Consider the following 15,314-nt stretch of genomic DNA (forward strand, 5'->3'; position numbering starts at 1 on the left):
TTAGATCCTGCTATTTAGACTCGAGTGCTCGACCTAATGTTTCAAAGTACGGCAAAACACAACTACCAATTTGCAACAAATGCTTATCATCGGGATAAGCTCCCTGTTTGGCTAATTCAGTTTGTTTGGTTCCACTAACTAAATAGCTATTTTTGATATCGTTACGACTTTGAATCCATGCTTCAAACGCCCGCGCCATCATTTCTGTAGGTAAGCTAAAATAACGTTGCCCTAACTGTTTGTCTAAAGTCACTGATCGACTTACATAGGGATGTAGGTTTTGCCCTTGCTCACTTAAAAACACCGCAGCAAACACCTGATCAAGCAGCTGATTTAAGGGGTGAGGATATTGTTTCTCATCGGCCAACCAACGCGTAGAGGCAAACTCGTTGCGCCCGGCCGGCTGGCAAAACAGCTTTCCAGCCATATAGTGATCAAATGCGTGCCACCATTCATGAGCTAATGCCCCGGCACCGGCATTTTTAGCAAGCGCGAGGGTTTGACTTGCTGGTGCATAGTGAGCCTGCACATTAGCTTGCCCACCAGTGCCAAAAGCCAAACTTAAGCTCCCTCTTAAACCTAGGGCGACTGGAGGTAGATTAAGCAAAAACGCCAGATCGGCTAAGGCATCAAAGATTAGCTCTGCGGCGCGTTGTTTCTCTTGTTTATTAACCCAAGCGCCAATCGCTAAACCAGCAAAGCCAAAAGTGCTCTTTATGTCAGCGAAGTCCACACTATCACCATGGCGATAATCTGGACCACGCCGATAGAATTGGCGATTTAGCCCTACACCTGTGGTTTCATTTGCATGCATTTATTGGACAACACCACATAGTTAAAGCTAAACAGCTTGAGCTTTAGGGTTTTCCCCATAAGCATTGGCTGCACTTTCGCTGTCAGACAAAAAGAAAAACAACAGCACTAATACGCCAATAATTGGCAGGAATAATATAAACAACCACCAACCGCTGCGCCCAGTATCATGCAGCCTGCGCACAGCCACTGCCAAAGAAGGTAACAAAACCGCCAAGGTATAAATACTGCCCAATACCCCTAAACCAGATTCAAGATTAACGGTTCCGGTAACTTGATCAATAAAACTTAATATCACTCCGATGATGCTGTTGATAAGCACAAACATCCAATATTCTTTGCGTCGAGCGCGCCCATTAAACACCAGATATTTTTTAAGAACCGCTATATACCAACTCATCTTATTACTCCTGTGGACTAGAGATTAATTTGCAGCATAGTGCCACGCTCAAAGCGTACTTAGATGCACCGCGCCATCGGAAAAATCGATAAAGTGCTTAATGCTAGGCAAGGCATCATCTTGATGGTGAGTAACATACACTAGCTGACTAAGATTGTGTTTAGCCACTAACTCTAAGGCTTTTAACACCGTATTACGCTGTAAAAAATCTAAGCCTTGGCAGGGCTCGTCCAGCAATAACAGTTGCGGCCCTTTCACCAAGGCGCGAGCAATAATCAACAAACGCTGTTGCCCATAAGACAAACTTTTAAAGTAGTGTTTTTCTAAGTTAGCCAAGCCAAATAGTTGTAACCATAAACGTGCTTGTTCAAGCTCAAGTTCACTGGCTTGTTGATAAACACCAATAGAGTCGTACAGACCAGACAACAACACCTCAAGGGCACTGCAGTTGACCCGATATTGTAAATGTAAGGCCGCCGAGACCATGCCAATATGCTGCTTAACTTGCCAGATACTTTCACCGCTGCCACGGCGAAACCCCATAACCTCTATTTGATTACTGTAACACTGTGGGTGGTCACCAAAAATCAGATTCAACAAGGTGCTTTTTCCACAACCATTGGGGCCACGAACTTGCCAGTGCTCGCCGCGCTGTATCTGCCAATCTAAACCACTAAACAATGTTTCACCGGCATAACTCACCGAGCCTTGTGAAATAGAGAACAGTGGTGAAACTGGCTCTGTTTGTTGAAACTCACGCAGAGCCTGCACAATAGCCAAAGATTGTTGCTCAGCTTGCTGTTCCATTTGCTGGCGCTCAGGGTGCTGTAACCACTGCTCAATGGTGAGTTGCTGGCTTAGACCTTGTTCGTCAAGCACCGCTACGTGACTAATTGACGCCGGCAACTCATCGTCACGCGAGCTAATGATCAATAACTGACACTCTTTGGCTAGTTGTTCAAGCAGGGCGAGTAATTGCTGTTGATGGCGGAGATCTAAGCCGGCAAAGGGTTCGTCTAAAATCAACAATTGTGGTTGCTTAATCAGTGCTAAAGCCAGCATCAAGCGACGCGTTTCGCCAGTTGATAACAAACGAAAACCGCGCTTAAGTAAATGGGTTAAATCACACTGCTGGCTCACTCGCTCAAGTAAACGCGGCTCGGAACAGTCAGCTTCAAGCAACTCAAGTACTGTGTGCCCGCTATCTATTTGATCGCTGAACTCACTGTCATCGTCGGCGAGTTCGCGCTCAAGCAAAGCCTGTTGCTGCTCTAAAGAGACTAAAGCTATGCGCTGTGGTTGTTGGCTTAAGGTGGCCCGCTCTGCTGCTAAGTCTCCCACCAACCAAGCACCCAACAAAGATTTACCGCTACCACTATGGCCAAAGATCGCCCAGTGCTCGCCAGCTTTTAACTCCCAGCGTTTTATCGCCAACTGATGCTGACCAGCCAGTAGGTGTAAATCTTCAATAATCATTCAGCGCAACCATCCGAAAGTCTTACATTTATTGGTAACTATTCTCGCTTAGACTGGAGCATTAATACACTGTATTGGGTTAATCAATTTGCTGAACTAGACTAAATCTAACCGAGATTGAATTATTTATCGCAATACGCAGGTCTGTTAGTACAGATAAAAAGCAAAAGGAAGTGCCGTCACTGTGACTGAACAAACAAATACCAAGCCCTCTTCGCCTTACGTATCCCCCGGTATGCCGGCCCTAGATATGAACGGAAAAACCACTTCTTTCTTTGAATTTTGGCCAACTTGGGCAGTGTATATTCCAGTGGTATTTCAATGGATAGCCTTAGGCATTCGCCATCGCTCATTCACTTTACCGCTATTGGCAAACCCCAAACTCCCTTTAGCCGGCATGGTCGGTGTAGGCAAAAGCGAACTGCTGGCTCAAGCTACCGGGTCATGCGACGATGCAGTCCTTGCCTGGATGAAGGTCAATCGCACCGGGGCACCTTTGGCGCGTCAAGTAGAAGACTTATTAGAGCAAATGCAACAACGCGGCCTTGAGTTTCCAGTTGTAGGCAAGCCAGATATTGGCTGCCGTGGTGCGGGAGTAAAGTTGCTGCATAACCGCCAAGAGCTGCAAGATTGCCTAGAAAACTATCCACTCAATGCTGCCATGTTGATTCAAAAATTGGCCAGCTATGAAGCCGAGGCAGGCGTGTTCTTTGTACGCCATCCCGACCAGCCACAAGGTGAGATTATTTCTTTGGCATTAAAGTACACGCCTTATGTAGTGGGTGATGGCCAATCCACCTTAAAGCAGCTGATTCAAGCTGACCCTCGCGCTAGCGAACTGCAACACCTGTATTTAAGTCGTCATCACGACAAACTAGACAGCATAATCGATGAAGGCCAACCCTATAAATTGGTGTTTTCGGCCAGTCATTGTCGCGGCGCTATTTTTCGCGATGCCAATGATTTAATCACTCCAGAATTAAACCAAGCGATTAACCAAATGATGGCCGATTTGCCCGAGTTCTATTACGGACGAATGGACATTAAATTCGCCGACATCACCCACTTACAACAAGGAACCAATCTGGAGATTGTCGAAATTAATAGCGCTAGCTCTGAATCGCTGCATATTTGGGATCGTAAAACTCCCTTTCGCGAAGCAATGCGCTCGTTATTATTTCAATACAAAACCTTATTTGAGCTAGGTGCTGCCAATCGCAAACGTGGTTATCGACCACCTAAATTTAAAGAGCTGCTAGTACGCTGGAAACATGAGCGTGAACTCACCGCTTGTTATCCAGAAACGGATTAAGGAGTAATCCATGCAGGAAAAAAATAATCCATTTAGGCTGAGTATGCGCCCACAGTGGTTAGCGAGAGTAATAGAAAAGATCTTGGGCTTAAGCACTTTGGCCAAGCACTATGATGCTACCCCTAACTTTGTAAATGACAGCCAAACAGCACAAAAGTTTTTGCGTCATACCATGCACCGTTTAGATTTCTCGTTACTCGCCAACAATCCAGAAGCACTTAAAAATGTGCCGCAAGAAGGTCCGCTACTGATTGTGGCTAACCATCCTTTGGGCGGCTTAGAAGGCGTAGCAATGAGCGAATTATTGCTACAAGTGCGCCCCGACTTAAAAGTGCTCACAAATGAACTGTTAGCCAATATAGAAGAGTTTCAAGATCTGTTTATTGGCGTAGACGTGCTCTCTGAGCAAGCCGCCAAGAAAAATGCTCGCGGCATTCGCATGTCTTGCCAGCACTTATCTAAGGGCGGAGCATTAATGATTTACCCCGCGGGCATGGTGTCAGCCATCAATACCGAAACGGGCCAAATAGAAGATCGCCAGTGGAACAATTTGGTTGGACGTTTAGCCAAACGCTATAAGGCTCATGTATTGCCTTGTTTCGTTACTGGGCGTAATTCCAAGTTGTTTTATCTCGCCGGTTTATTGCATCGCCGCCTACGTACTGCCCTTCTGCCAAGAGAGCTAATAAACAAACGTGGTCGTGAATTTACCATGCAAATTGGCGAAATTATTGCCCCTAAAGATTATCAAGACTTAAGTGATGAACAAGCCGTTACCGATTACTTGCGGGTAGCGACGGATTTACTGAGTTTACCTAATAATAAAAAAGCTAAAGCTGCGCCCAAGCACCCGCCGCTGCACTTAGTTGAATGTTTGCCTAATGGCCGCCAAGAACTACGTAAGCAGTTAGATACTTTAGAAGACTGCATATTAGTCAGCCACCGTAACTTTAGTGTGTATTGCGCCCCCTACCCACGCTTAGGGCCAATTATGGATGAGATAGCCTTGGCGCGCGAAGTCACCTTTAGAGCTGCTGGAGAGGGTACTGGCAAACACTTAGACAGCGACCAGTTTGACCCTCACTATTTGCACTTGTTTGTATGGGATAACGACGCCCATTGTTTGGTGGGGGGTTACCGCCTTGGTCACGCCAACGAAATTGTTGAGCAACATGGCATCAATGCTCTGTATAGCCGCTCACTTTACGATTTCGACCAAGCCTATTTAAAACGCATGGGCGACTGTTTAGAAATGGGTCGCTCCTTTGTGGTACCTAAATACCAGCGCCATCCTCGAGCGCTCGATTTACTGTGGCAAGGCATTGGTCACTACGTGGCAGAAAACCCGCAGTATCACACCTTATTTGGTTGTGTGAGTATTTCCCAAGAGCATTCCGAGCTGGCTCAAGCCTTTATCTCAGATTCGATGATTTCGGCCTTTCGCGCTGAACAACGTTACCTAAACGATGTTAAGCCTATTGTGCCCTTAAAGGTGAAAGGCAAAGTATGGTCGAGCAAAGTACTCGCGTCGCTTAGCAACATTGCCATTCTTAATAAACTGGTGGGTCAATGTGAACCGGGTAAATCGATCCCCATTTTGCTGCGTCACTACTTAGCGCTTAATGGCCGCTTTGTCTGTTTTTCAGTGAACAACAGCTTCAACCAATCGTTAGATGGACTAATTATTGTTGATTTAAGAAAAACCCCTGAGAAATATTTACGTCGTTACCTCGGTCAAACTGGTAGTGAACGCTTTTTAAATAAATGGAGAAACAATGAAGCAGCTGCGTGACGCTACCGTAGAAGCACTTCAGCAAGTGCAACAATTAGTAGAAGCGAGTGATGGAGCACTCTACAACCAGCCCTCTGTTCACAGTGAATCAGGCATTGGTCGCCATGTACGACACATTCTAGATCACTTCTTAGCCCTACAACATGGTTTGGATAAAGGCAGTATTGATTACAATTCACGCCACCGAGATAGCGATATAGAAAACGATCCAAGCCTAGCCTTACAACTGATTAATCAGCTGTGTAACTGGTTCCTTCACCCACAATCCAGCATTGATGAACGCCCGATTAAGGTGGAGTCAGAAATTTCTTTAAAGCAGCAACAGAGCATGCAGTTTGATAGCAGTTTAAGCCGCGAATTATGCTACTTAATTAACCATACGGTGCACCATGTTGCTTATGCCAAATTAGTGGCAAAAGAGCTGGGCTTATCGGTAGACAATAACATGGGCATCGCACCTAGCACTGCGAGTTACCTGCGCCAACAAGGCAACTAGATGTGTACTGTTAGTGTATTGCGCCTTGGCCAGCAAACCGTAATTACCATGAACCGCGATGAAGCCCGTCATCGCCATGAAGCAGGCATAAAGCAACAGCATAAGGGTGATACGGTATTGCTTTACCCCGTTGATGGGCAAGCTGGCGGTACCTGGTTTGGCTTTAACAATCATGGGGTTGTATTAGCGCTATTAAATCGTTACCAAGATCCACAACATGCAGGTGCGCCCACTCGTGGACAAATTATTCCCCAAGCCTTGGCATTAGGCAGCAGCCAACACCTTGAGCAACATTTAGCTACGCAAGATTACCAGCACTTCAACCCTTTTGATCTATTAATGATATCAGCCAATGATTGCCAGCACTTTTCTTGGAGTGGTAAACAGCTTAGCCATCATCATCTTAGCGACAAAGCCATTCAGCTCAGTTCATCTGCCTTAAATACCCAACAAGTATTGGCTAGCCGGAAACGCCGCTTCCAACAATGGCTAGAGCGTGAACCTAACTCTGCCGAACGAGTACTTAGCGATATTCACCTACAGCAATGCCAAGAAAACCGCAGCCATTCGGTACTTATGGACAGAGTTGAAGCCCACAGCAAAAGCATTTGCCAAGTACGACTAAGTGCCCAAGATAGCGAGTTTGATTACTACCCAGAAGCTAGCCTACAAGCGTGGCGACAGCAACTTAGCCAAGCTAATCAGCCCTTAGACGCCGGCTTACTAGAGAAACAACAACGCCAACTTTCCATAATCCGTTCTGATTTAATCGACGAGGTAACCCTATGAAAAAGCTAATACTCGCCTTACTGTTTGTCTCCGGATACAGCTTTGCTGCAGATCCTATCTACACGTCTTGGTTTAACAACCTAGCCATCAAAGGTTACGATAGCGTGGCTTATTTTACTGAAAACAAACCAGTAGAAGGCAAAGAGAGTTTTGAATACGAATGGCAAGGCGCTACGTGGCGCTTTAGCAGTGCAGAAAACCTGGCCATGTTTAAAGCAGAGCCAGAAAAGTTTGCGCCACAATATGGTGGGTACTGCGCCTATGCGGTAGCCAAAGGCAAAACAGCCAGCATTGAACCAGATCAGTTCACCGTGCTAGATGGCAAGCTTTACTTAAACTATAACGCCAGCGTGCAGCAAAAATGGACGGCGAATCGCGATGATTTCATTGTTAGTGCCGACAAAAACTGGCCAGCAGTACTTAATGATTAATAACTACCGCAAGCTAGTTAACCGGCTTAGCCCTTGGCAAATCGCCTTACTTGCAGCCTTGGTTTATGGCGCTTGGGCTGCCTTTGTAAACAGCGAACACGGTAACCAAGTTGCCTTAAAAGCGGGCTTGGTTCAGGGCAGTTATGCTTTTGTATCAACCTGGTTAATTAGCTTTATTGCTAAATCAATGCTGGCTTATTGGGGTTATAGCCAAGGAGTGCGTTGGTCGGCGATGTCGGTATCTTGGTTAGTTATGCTGGCGATCCCAGTCTTGTTACATACTTGGCAGCAAACACCCGATTTATTAGAAGCCATTCTGCCTGGCCTCGCTATTGGTAGCCTCTACCTTTGGAGCTATTGCCAACAACTACAAGAGCCCGCTTAACCAAGTAATTTGTTCTTGTAGTTTCAGGGCTAATGGCTCTCTTTGCCTAAGTGCTCAGCATGCTGCTCATTGGTAGGCGGCACAGCGCTTAAATAAGCGTAATCAATCTTATCTTGTTCTTCTTTGGCGCGGCGTCGTTGTATTTGATATTGCTGCAAGCGCTTCACTTTAGTGTTTTGTGGATTGGTCCAAGCAACATACACCAGTAAACCTAGGCTCATCATACTGGCCGCGCTAAACAAAGCCGCTATCGAAGACTCCACCAAACTGGTTGCAAAGATCATATTTAGGATATGCACGACCGCAATCCCGGTAAGTAACAAGCGGCCATGTAAACTGTCGTGCAGTAAGGAGTAACTAGCCAGCAAGCTAAGAAACAGCAGCACTAAGGCAAACTCAAACCGTAAAGGAAAGATCCAAACTCGCTGGATGATATGATTATCAGAAAAGCCGCCACTAAAGGCGGTCGCCAAAAATGCCAATAAAGCACAAGCAACATAGGCACTTATCGCCAGTTTAAGCATTCTTGTATGGCTCATGTTCAAGTCCTCAATCCTTGTTAGCCATGTTTATATTATAAAACATAATTACCGACTTACTGACAAATGAACAATTAAGAATGAAGCTGGCGCAAATTATCTGGCTATTCTGTGACCTCAGCTGCGAATACCAGCAGCAATTCTGCAGCCAGCGCGGTAGAGCATAGCGCCATACCAGCTAATACAACAATACCTAAATACTTAGTGAGAACAATGCTTAAAGCCAGAACGTTGAGTATGCCTTGGTTCATGGTGTTTCTCCCTGCAAGCGGTCAGTACAATCACCATTGTGGAGAAAACAACCACCAATAAATGCGACCCACTTCACCGCTTTGTTGGGAGAAATCAAGATCCTCTGTAACTTTGATTAGGAACAAACCAGGGCTCGGTAACTGCCAGAAAAGCTAATATTTTTGAACTAACGCAGTACTTAAACATCCAGATCTAACACTGCTTGATTACGCCCCTGATGTTTTGCCTTATACAAACAGCTATCGGCAAGTTCTAACAGCTTGGTAGGGTCAATAACATCATCAGGTTCAATCAAAATGCCACCGACACTAATTGTTAATACCGCGCTTACTTGCGAATCCGCATGCTCAATTTGTAAGTTGGCAACTTCTTTAACCACTTGCTCAGCCATTTTGGGCAGATCTTGTTGATTAGCATCAGAGACTAAAATGGCAAACTCTTCACCGCCGACCCGTGCAACACAATCTTCACTTCGCTTTACCACTTCTGTTAGGGCTTTAGCCACCAACTTTAAGGCTTCGTCACCTTGCACATGTCCATAGTGGTCGTTATAAGCTTTAAAATAATCGATGTCGGCCATTAGCACTGCCAACTGGGTTTTGTGCCTTCTGGCACTGGTTACAGCACGGTTTAATTCTCGCTTAAACGGCCTACGGTTAACCAAACCGGTTAACTCGTCGGTTTCGGCTAATACCTGCAAGCGCTCATTCACCTGAAGTAACTCATTTTGCAAGCGATTCATCGCCTGATCGTTTTTTTCGTTAATTAACAGACCACTAATGGCAGCGGCAAATTGACTTAACAATACTACTTGGTAATCGTCCCAAATCGCGCAATAACTCAAGCTCACACAATTCAGTAAACCAAAGGCCTTATTGCCATCACTTAAGGGAATTCCTACAAAGGACTTTATCCCGTATTGCTTGAGTAGCTGATATTCGGCGGGAGCATGCCGTTTAAGCTTTTCCACATCACTCACTACTATTGGCGCTACACTCACCAAACGCCGCTTTAACTCACTAAGTTGGCTTAAGTCCACCGGCTCTATAGGCGCTAAATGCCCCGGCACACTCCATACATCGCGATAAATCGCTTGCTGGCGCTCAAACTCCAATACCACCACCCGCTCTATCGGAAACAAACTGCCTATGGCTGAGGTGGCCCGCTGTAGCAATGCCTTTGAATTGCTGGATGTTTGATTTAAAAAAGACAAGGAGATCTCGGACAGCAATTGATTAGCTTCGGTTTGCCAATTAAGCACCGAAGTACGTTGTTCAACGGTTTCTTCTAACACCTGCCGGTGCTGGTGCAACTGTTGCTCGGCTTCTAAACGGGCATCTAAGCCGCGTTGCAAACGTTGCTGTAGCTGTTGCATAGAGCTGGCCACTAGGCCAATTTCATCATTACGTTTTAGTAGCTTACTGGGCAGCTGAACAATCTGTTGTTCTTCGGTAAATATCTGATCGGCAGCCTCGGCTAAACGCCGTAAGTCGCCAGTCACAATCCGCCCAACAAGCAGTAAAATAATCAAACTCATTAAAAAGGTTTTTAAGCCATTAGTTAGCAATATAACCAAGGCTTGGGCTTTTATATCTTGCTTGATCAAGGATAAGTCTAGGCCAACCGTAAGTTTGCCCAGCGCAGTACCTTGGTGGTCGAGTGAATAAACATAAAATTTCTGGCTTAAGTCAGCTTCACCAACGCCCGAAGCCATGCCTTCGTCGGTTGAGAAATTTACCGACGACACATATTGCTGCTGCACAAAACCTTGCAGCAAATCATCCAGCAGCTGGTAATCAATTTCCCATACTGCTCGCTCAATCGCGCTCAAGTTTGCTTGGTTATATTCATCAACCCATTGCTCAGCGTTTTTAACTGCGCCAGAAAAATTGAAAGCCAGTTGCACGGCCACAGATAACAACGCAAACAAGGTGCTGGCGCTTACGATTAAAATAACTAATCGTTTTGCAATAGGAGTGCGAAGTTTAAAAGCCCCTTTCATAACAACCTACTGAGCAAACTGAAAACTAAGCGGATTGCCGGCTTCTAGCAGCATGTTCTCAAACATTACTGCATCCCATTTTTTCTGTTTTACTTTTTCAAAGGCCTCAGTCCCTGGCTGCAACATTACAAACAAGGGAGCATTCAATTTACTTGGCAGTGTTTGCCCTTGAATATGTCGATGAATCAAACTTAGTCCCCAACCCGCCGCGGTAAAGTGGCCACCCGCCAAGGCGCTAATTTCACCTTGTTCACGCAAAAATAAGGCTTGTTGTGAGGTATTCACGGTGCCAACAATCACATCCCTACCTGGTTGCTTTCCTAATTCTTTAATCGCTTTAATACTGCCAAAAGCCATGTGATCGTTAGCTGTCCACAGGTATTTCAAATCGGGGTAACGTTTCAGCAAAACTTTGGTTTGTTGGTAGCTACGCTGCTCATCCCAATGGCCATAAATAACCTGCTTTAAGTCAATACCGGCTTGGTGTTGAAAAAAATCGACAGCGCCGGCTGTGCGCTCTACTGAAGCTGGAGTGGTTTTATCTCCCGAGATAATTACCGCTTCACCAGTGACTTGTTCGGCATTTAAGTACATGGATTGGGCCGTTTGATAACCCGCCCACAAATTGTTAGGCACGATGCAAGACAGCAAGTAATTTTGCCAATGAGGATTATTATTACGAAGCTGTTGCTGTTCAGCACTCACATCATTAAGCAACACCAATACATAAACCGATTGCCCTTCTAGCAGGCTAAGCATACGAGGCAAGGCTTGCTTCTCGTTCACCAGCATGAGGTAATCGGGCAGCTGCTGATTGTTGATCATCCATTCGATGTGCTTAATCATTGAGTAATGATTACGCTCTCCGTGAAAAGTACGGTAATCAAGCGCTAAACGCTTAGCGGCAGCATTAGCAAACATATCTACATCTTGCCAAAAGCTTTCTTCAGCTTTACCGGGGTTTATAAAAACCACCGACGCTTTTCCCCAAGCTAAAGGGCAAATAAACAACAAAAGTAGTAGGATCTTCACGTGATAACTACCAACGCGACTTAATTTCACTTACTTAAAACTATAAACCACCCGCCAGATTTAGCGCGTCTAGTTAGCTAAAAAAACCGCTTAAGTGAAAATAAAACTAAAAAAGCGCCAACTAGGCGCTTTTTTCATAAATACTACAGCTAATTCAACTAGCTAATTACTGGTTTCAAACCGTAAGCCACCTTTGCAAATGGCTAGCGTCATGGCCGTAAATGGCAGCGCCATTAACAAGGCCAGTTGCTCGGTGTTGGCTAAACCACTTACGCCTAAGATGCCCACTAAACTTGCAGAACCGGTCATTTGTACAAAGCCCAATAAAGCAGAAGCCGTGCCAGCTTTATCACCAAAAGGCGCTAAAGCGCTTCCGGTTCCCACTGCAATTAACAGACAAAAACCAATGCTAGAGACAAATACCGGAGCCATAAACGCCAGCGGATGCAATACTTGCTGGCCTAGTACTAAGGCAATGGCCGCGCCTGCCATTAAACTTGCGCCAAGCCATAAGCCTGCCGTTTGCCCGATCTGCTTAATTACTTGAGGAGCCAAAAATGCAGCCACAATGTTAATGGCAGCGTTGCAGCCAAACCACAAGGCATAATCAGCACTAGATAGCTGCATATCCACCATTAAGCGGCCAGCAGACTGCGAAACATAGCCAATAATCATCGCCATCCCCAACATTACCAACAAGGAATAAAAACGAAAGCTGGCTACAGTAATAACCGAATAGTAACGGCTAAAAGAATACAAGCGCCCAGTAAACACGTTAGCTTGAGGTTTAGTTTCTTTTAAACCAAATAGCAGCGCCAAAAATACCACCAGCGCAAATGCCACCATAAACCAAAAGTTTGCTGCCCATGACCACCAATGGGTGAGCACGCCACCTAACAAGGGCGCTAATGCGGGAACAATGCAAATCACACCGTTTAAATAGCTAAATATATTCTTTGAACGCTCGGCACCAAATACATCACGCACCCCGGCAAACGCGGCCACCGACAAACAGCTGGCCGCAATGCCTTGAGCTAAGCGCGCTAGCATTAATAGCTCATAACTACTGGCTATCGCCGCCAAGGCAGAGCTTGCCAAATATAACAGCGCACCTACCAAAGCCACTGGCCTACGGCCATAGCGGTCGGCCAATGGGCCCACTAACAACTGGCCAATACCAAAGGAAAACAAAAACACCGGAATAGTTTGAGCAATCCACGCCACAGGCACATCAAAGGCTTGCGCCATTTGTGGAATAGCGGGTAAAAAGATATCAATAGCTAAGGGTGAGAACAGCACCATTAACATGAATAGGGGTAAAGGCTTCGACATAGCATGCTCCAAAAACAAGGTGGGCATTGTAAGTCCTGCACTTTATGAATCATAATGATAGTTTAGATTCACTCATAGTCCTCACAGGAATATCATGTCTCAGCAATACGATCTTAATCTACTGCGAGTTTTACTCACTTTGCTTGAAGAGCGTAGTGTTTCAAAAGCGGCAGATAAGCTATTCCTCACTCAATCGGCAGTGAGTAAGCAATTGGCCAAATTGCGTCAGCAGCTAAACGACCCCTTATTTATCCGTCATGCCAATGGCTTGAGCCCAACGCCAAGAGTACGCAGCTTAGAACCTAAGTTGCGGCAGTGGCTGCAAAGCGCTAATGAAATGATTGAAGCAGAAGGCTTTGAGCCAGCGATTAGCCAACGTAACTTTCGCTGCTGCCTTAATGAAACCTGCTTTGCTACCTTATTGCCGCGTTTTTTTGGCAAACTGATGCAACAAGCTCCTGGCCTAAAGCTGGATACTCACCGCCTAGAACCAGGCAGTATCGAAGGCCTGCAAAAAGGGGAATTTGATTTAGCCATTGTGGCTCGCGATAACGACGAACGCGCACCAAGTCATTTTCAAGTGAAGCAAGTGCCCGCTCAAATTCATAGCTTTGAGTTATTTAGAGACGACCATGTTTGCTTAGTGAGAAAAGACCACCCGGTGTTAAGCCAGCAATGGGATTTAGACTGCTACATGCAGCAAGCTCACCTAACCTGCGAATGTGAAGTTGGCGATCGTTGGTTATTGCACTCGGTACTTGCAGAGCAAGGACTGCATATTGAAAACAGCACCCTTACCGCCGATTTCTTTGCCGCGGCCTTGCTCTGTCAATCTAGCGACTTGGTGTTTACCTGCACCCGCAGCTTTGCCCAGCAAGTGATAAAGACTCACCAATTAGAGCTGCTGCCTTTGCCGATTTACATGGCCCCGTTTAGCTACTTACTCGCTTGGCCACAACACCTAGAAAACGACCCCGCACACAGCTGGCTGCGAGAGCTGATTATCGAGCATTGTCATAACACCAAGCCCTAGTTCCAGCGAGTATTCGCTTAGGTTTGCCTATGATTCGCCTTGATTGAGTTGAAGTTTTTTCGCCAGCGGTTCGATAGCTGCACCTTGAATAAACACCGAATAAAGCACCACAAAAAACACCATGTGCATCATCTCTAAAGCGCCTTCTACACCGGCCGCAGCGGGGATCAATGCAAATACAATCGGAGTAGCCCCTTTTAAGCCAATGGATGAAATAAACAAACGCTTCTTCCAAGTCGCTTGGCGAAATGGCAGATAACAAAGCTGCACTGCAAGGGGGCGGGCCACCAACATCAAAATAGCACTTGGGACGATGGCCACCCACAATACATCTAGCAATTGTTGCGGGAAGATTTGCAGCCCAAGAATAATAAACATCACTGCTTGGGCTAACCACGACAAGCTATTAAAAAAGTGTTTACTCACTTCTTTACCACGCTTCAAGCCATTACCAATTACCACACCGCTGACATAACAGGCTATTAGCACGTTGCCGCCAGCTAACTCACTGCCATAAGTGGCTAAGATAAAACAGGCCAATACAAACACTGGAATTAAGCCATATTCTTGCAGGCTAATTTTACTTAAGGCCAGCACACATACCTTGCCCACAATAAAGCCAATCGCCAATCCGCCAATGACTTGAATCGCCAAGGTTTGGCTGATCTCCATAGCCGATACGCCGCTGTCAGGTGACAAAGACAAAGCGGTAAGAATCACCACCATAATTAGCGCCACCGGGTCATTAGTGGCTGACTCAAACTCCAACACCGTATCGGTGCTTTCTTTAAGTTTGAGCTTTTTCGATTCTAAAATTGAGAACACCGCTGCAGCATCGGTAGACGACACCACCGCAGCAAACAGCAAGCAATAGACAAAGTCATAATCAAATATTAGGTAAAAAATAGCGGCAAAAATAAACGAGGTGAACACCACCCCCAGTGAAGACAATACCCCACCTTCTTTATAAGCAACCTTAATACTTTGCAAAGGCGTATTAATACCGCCCACAAATACAATGATGTTTAAGGCAAAAGATCCCACCAGCGAAGTAACCGCCAGATTATCGTAAACAAAATTGAATTCGCCATTACCAATGGATAAACCCACCCCCATAAAAATCAGCAGCGAAGGAATACCTAAGGTGCGTGAAGGGTGATGTAATAAGATGCCAATAGCTATAAGACTAGCAAGGCCAAGTAAAATCCACTGATAGGGCATAGCGTCTCC

General features: G+C 45.7%; 16 protein-coding genes. 7 read left to right on the plus strand and 9 right to left on the minus strand.

Annotated features, from left to right (window positions below; genetic code table 11):
- Positions 1 to 10: 10 nt before the first annotated feature.
- Genes ACYFDN_RS12155 through ACYFDN_RS12165 form a run of 3 tightly spaced genes read right to left on the minus strand, consistent with a single transcriptional unit; the run spans position 11 to position 2,689 of the window.
- Complete coding sequence (locus ACYFDN_RS12155) at positions 11 to 814, minus strand: CLCA_X family protein (RefSeq protein WP_483511315.1); 804 nt, start codon at positions 812 to 814, stop codon at positions 11 to 13.
- 27 nt (positions 815 to 841) lie between these two features.
- Entirely contained in the window at positions 842 to 1,213 is a 372-nt protein-coding gene (locus ACYFDN_RS12160) for a DUF805 domain-containing protein (protein WP_483511317.1), read from the minus strand.
- A 48-nt stretch (positions 1,214 to 1,261) separates the two neighbouring features.
- Positions 1,262 to 2,689, minus strand: a complete 1,428-nt coding sequence (locus ACYFDN_RS12165; RefSeq protein WP_483511318.1) for an ATP-binding cassette domain-containing protein — start codon at positions 2,687 to 2,689, stop codon at positions 1,262 to 1,264.
- 184 nt (positions 2,690 to 2,873) lie between these two features.
- Between ACYFDN_RS12165 and ACYFDN_RS12170 the strand changes: the two genes are divergently transcribed.
- From ACYFDN_RS12170 to ACYFDN_RS12195, 6 genes are read left to right on the plus strand one after another with little or no spacing between them, the layout of a single operon-like run.
- Positions 2,874 to 4,001, plus strand: coding sequence for a D-alanine--D-alanine ligase (locus ACYFDN_RS12170; RefSeq protein ID WP_472589478.1), 1,128 nt, complete (start codon positions 2,874 to 2,876; stop codon positions 3,999 to 4,001).
- Positions 4,002 to 4,011: 10 nt separating this feature from the next.
- Complete coding sequence (locus tag ACYFDN_RS12175) at positions 4,012 to 5,793, plus strand: lysophospholipid acyltransferase family protein (RefSeq protein WP_483511320.1); 1,782 nt, start codon at positions 4,012 to 4,014, stop codon at positions 5,791 to 5,793.
- A complete protein-coding gene (locus ACYFDN_RS12180; protein ID WP_016403152.1) occupies positions 5,777 to 6,289 on the plus strand; it encodes a DinB family protein in 513 nt (170 codons plus the stop codon). Before ACYFDN_RS12175 ends, ACYFDN_RS12180 begins: the two co-directional genes overlap by 17 nt.
- Positions 6,290 to 7,078 carry an NRDE family protein gene (locus ACYFDN_RS12185; RefSeq protein ID WP_483511321.1) on the plus strand — a complete coding sequence of 263 codons (789 nt, stop codon included), beginning with the start codon at positions 6,290 to 6,292 and terminating at the stop codon, positions 7,076 to 7,078.
- A complete protein-coding gene (locus ACYFDN_RS12190) occupies positions 7,075 to 7,509 on the plus strand; it encodes a YHS domain-containing (seleno)protein (protein ID WP_483511322.1) in 435 nt (144 codons plus the stop codon). The genes ACYFDN_RS12185 and ACYFDN_RS12190 overlap by 4 nt, the downstream gene beginning before the upstream one ends.
- Positions 7,457 to 7,894 (plus strand): hypothetical protein, encoded by a 438-nt coding sequence (locus ACYFDN_RS12195; RefSeq protein WP_483511324.1) that lies wholly within the window; start codon positions 7,457 to 7,459, stop codon positions 7,892 to 7,894. The genes ACYFDN_RS12190 and ACYFDN_RS12195 overlap by 53 nt, the downstream gene beginning before the upstream one ends.
- A gap of 29 nt (positions 7,895 to 7,923) precedes the next feature.
- On the opposite strand, the gene ACYFDN_RS12200 is transcribed toward ACYFDN_RS12195, so the two are convergent.
- The 5 genes from ACYFDN_RS12200 to ACYFDN_RS12220 all read right to left on the minus strand — a co-directional run bounded on the left by ACYFDN_RS12200 (position 7,924) and on the right by ACYFDN_RS12220 (position 13,051).
- A complete protein-coding gene (locus ACYFDN_RS12200) occupies positions 7,924 to 8,433 on the minus strand; it encodes a hypothetical protein (RefSeq protein WP_483511325.1) in 510 nt (169 codons plus the stop codon).
- A gap of 104 nt (positions 8,434 to 8,537) precedes the next feature.
- Positions 8,538 to 8,684, minus strand: a complete 147-nt coding sequence (locus ACYFDN_RS12205; RefSeq protein WP_016403147.1) for a hypothetical protein — start codon at positions 8,682 to 8,684, stop codon at positions 8,538 to 8,540.
- A 179-nt stretch (positions 8,685 to 8,863) separates the two neighbouring features.
- Positions 8,864 to 10,687 carry a sensor domain-containing diguanylate cyclase gene (locus ACYFDN_RS12210; RefSeq protein WP_338622498.1) on the minus strand — a complete coding sequence of 608 codons (1,824 nt, stop codon included), beginning with the start codon at positions 10,685 to 10,687 and terminating at the stop codon, positions 8,864 to 8,866.
- Positions 10,688 to 10,693: 6 nt separating this feature from the next.
- Positions 10,694 to 11,662 carry an ABC transporter substrate-binding protein gene (locus ACYFDN_RS12215; protein WP_483511326.1) on the minus strand — a complete coding sequence of 323 codons (969 nt, stop codon included), beginning with the start codon at positions 11,660 to 11,662 and terminating at the stop codon, positions 10,694 to 10,696.
- A 219-nt stretch (positions 11,663 to 11,881) separates the two neighbouring features.
- Positions 11,882 to 13,051, minus strand: a complete 1,170-nt coding sequence (locus tag ACYFDN_RS12220) for a multidrug effflux MFS transporter (RefSeq protein WP_483511328.1) — start codon at positions 13,049 to 13,051, stop codon at positions 11,882 to 11,884.
- A gap of 94 nt (positions 13,052 to 13,145) precedes the next feature.
- Between ACYFDN_RS12220 and ACYFDN_RS12225 the strand changes: the two genes are divergently transcribed.
- Positions 13,146 to 14,084, plus strand: coding sequence for a LysR family transcriptional regulator (locus ACYFDN_RS12225; RefSeq protein WP_016403143.1), 939 nt, complete (start codon positions 13,146 to 13,148; stop codon positions 14,082 to 14,084).
- A 27-nt stretch (positions 14,085 to 14,111) separates the two neighbouring features.
- Here the strand turns inward: ACYFDN_RS12225 and ACYFDN_RS12230 are convergent, their stop codons facing one another.
- Positions 14,112 to 15,305 carry a potassium/proton antiporter gene (locus ACYFDN_RS12230; protein ID WP_152783004.1) on the minus strand — a complete coding sequence of 398 codons (1,194 nt, stop codon included), beginning with the start codon at positions 15,303 to 15,305 and terminating at the stop codon, positions 14,112 to 14,114.
- Between the last annotated feature and the right edge of the window lie 9 nt (positions 15,306 to 15,314).

The organism is Agarivorans sp. D1326 (assembly GCF_056958115.1).

Excerpts from the sequence above, each read along its gene's own strand:
- ACYFDN_RS12155 (WP_483511315.1), bottom strand. The coding sequence starts at position 814 with ATGCATGCAAATGAAACCACAGGTGTAGGGCTAAATCGCCAATTCTAT.
- ACYFDN_RS12160 (WP_483511317.1), bottom strand. The coding sequence starts at position 1,213 with ATGAGTTGGTATATAGCGGTTCTTAAAAAATATCTGGTGTTTAATGGG.
- ACYFDN_RS12165 (WP_483511318.1), bottom strand. The coding sequence starts at position 2,689 with ATGATTATTGAAGATTTACACCTACTGGCTGGTCAGCATCAGTTGGCG.
- ACYFDN_RS12175 (WP_483511320.1), top strand. The coding sequence starts at position 4,012 with ATGCAGGAAAAAAATAATCCATTTAGGCTGAGTATGCGCCCACAGTGG.
- ACYFDN_RS12180 (WP_016403152.1), top strand. The coding sequence starts at position 5,777 with ATGAAGCAGCTGCGTGACGCTACCGTAGAAGCACTTCAGCAAGTGCAA.
- ACYFDN_RS12185 (WP_483511321.1), top strand. The coding sequence starts at position 6,290 with ATGTGTACTGTTAGTGTATTGCGCCTTGGCCAGCAAACCGTAATTACC.
- ACYFDN_RS12190 (WP_483511322.1), top strand. The coding sequence starts at position 7,075 with ATGAAAAAGCTAATACTCGCCTTACTGTTTGTCTCCGGATACAGCTTT.
- ACYFDN_RS12195 (WP_483511324.1), top strand. The coding sequence starts at position 7,457 with ATGATTTCATTGTTAGTGCCGACAAAAACTGGCCAGCAGTACTTAATG.
- ACYFDN_RS12200 (WP_483511325.1), bottom strand. The coding sequence starts at position 8,433 with ATGAGCCATACAAGAATGCTTAAACTGGCGATAAGTGCCTATGTTGCT.
- ACYFDN_RS12205 (WP_016403147.1), bottom strand. The coding sequence starts at position 8,684 with ATGAACCAAGGCATACTCAACGTTCTGGCTTTAAGCATTGTTCTCACT.
- ACYFDN_RS12210 (WP_338622498.1), bottom strand. The coding sequence starts at position 10,687 with ATGAAAGGGGCTTTTAAACTTCGCACTCCTATTGCAAAACGATTAGTT.
- ACYFDN_RS12220 (WP_483511328.1), bottom strand. The coding sequence starts at position 13,051 with ATGTCGAAGCCTTTACCCCTATTCATGTTAATGGTGCTGTTCTCACCC.
- ACYFDN_RS12225 (WP_016403143.1), top strand. The coding sequence starts at position 13,146 with ATGTCTCAGCAATACGATCTTAATCTACTGCGAGTTTTACTCACTTTG.
- ACYFDN_RS12230 (WP_152783004.1), bottom strand. The coding sequence starts at position 15,305 with ATGCCCTATCAGTGGATTTTACTTGGCCTTGCTAGTCTTATAGCTATT.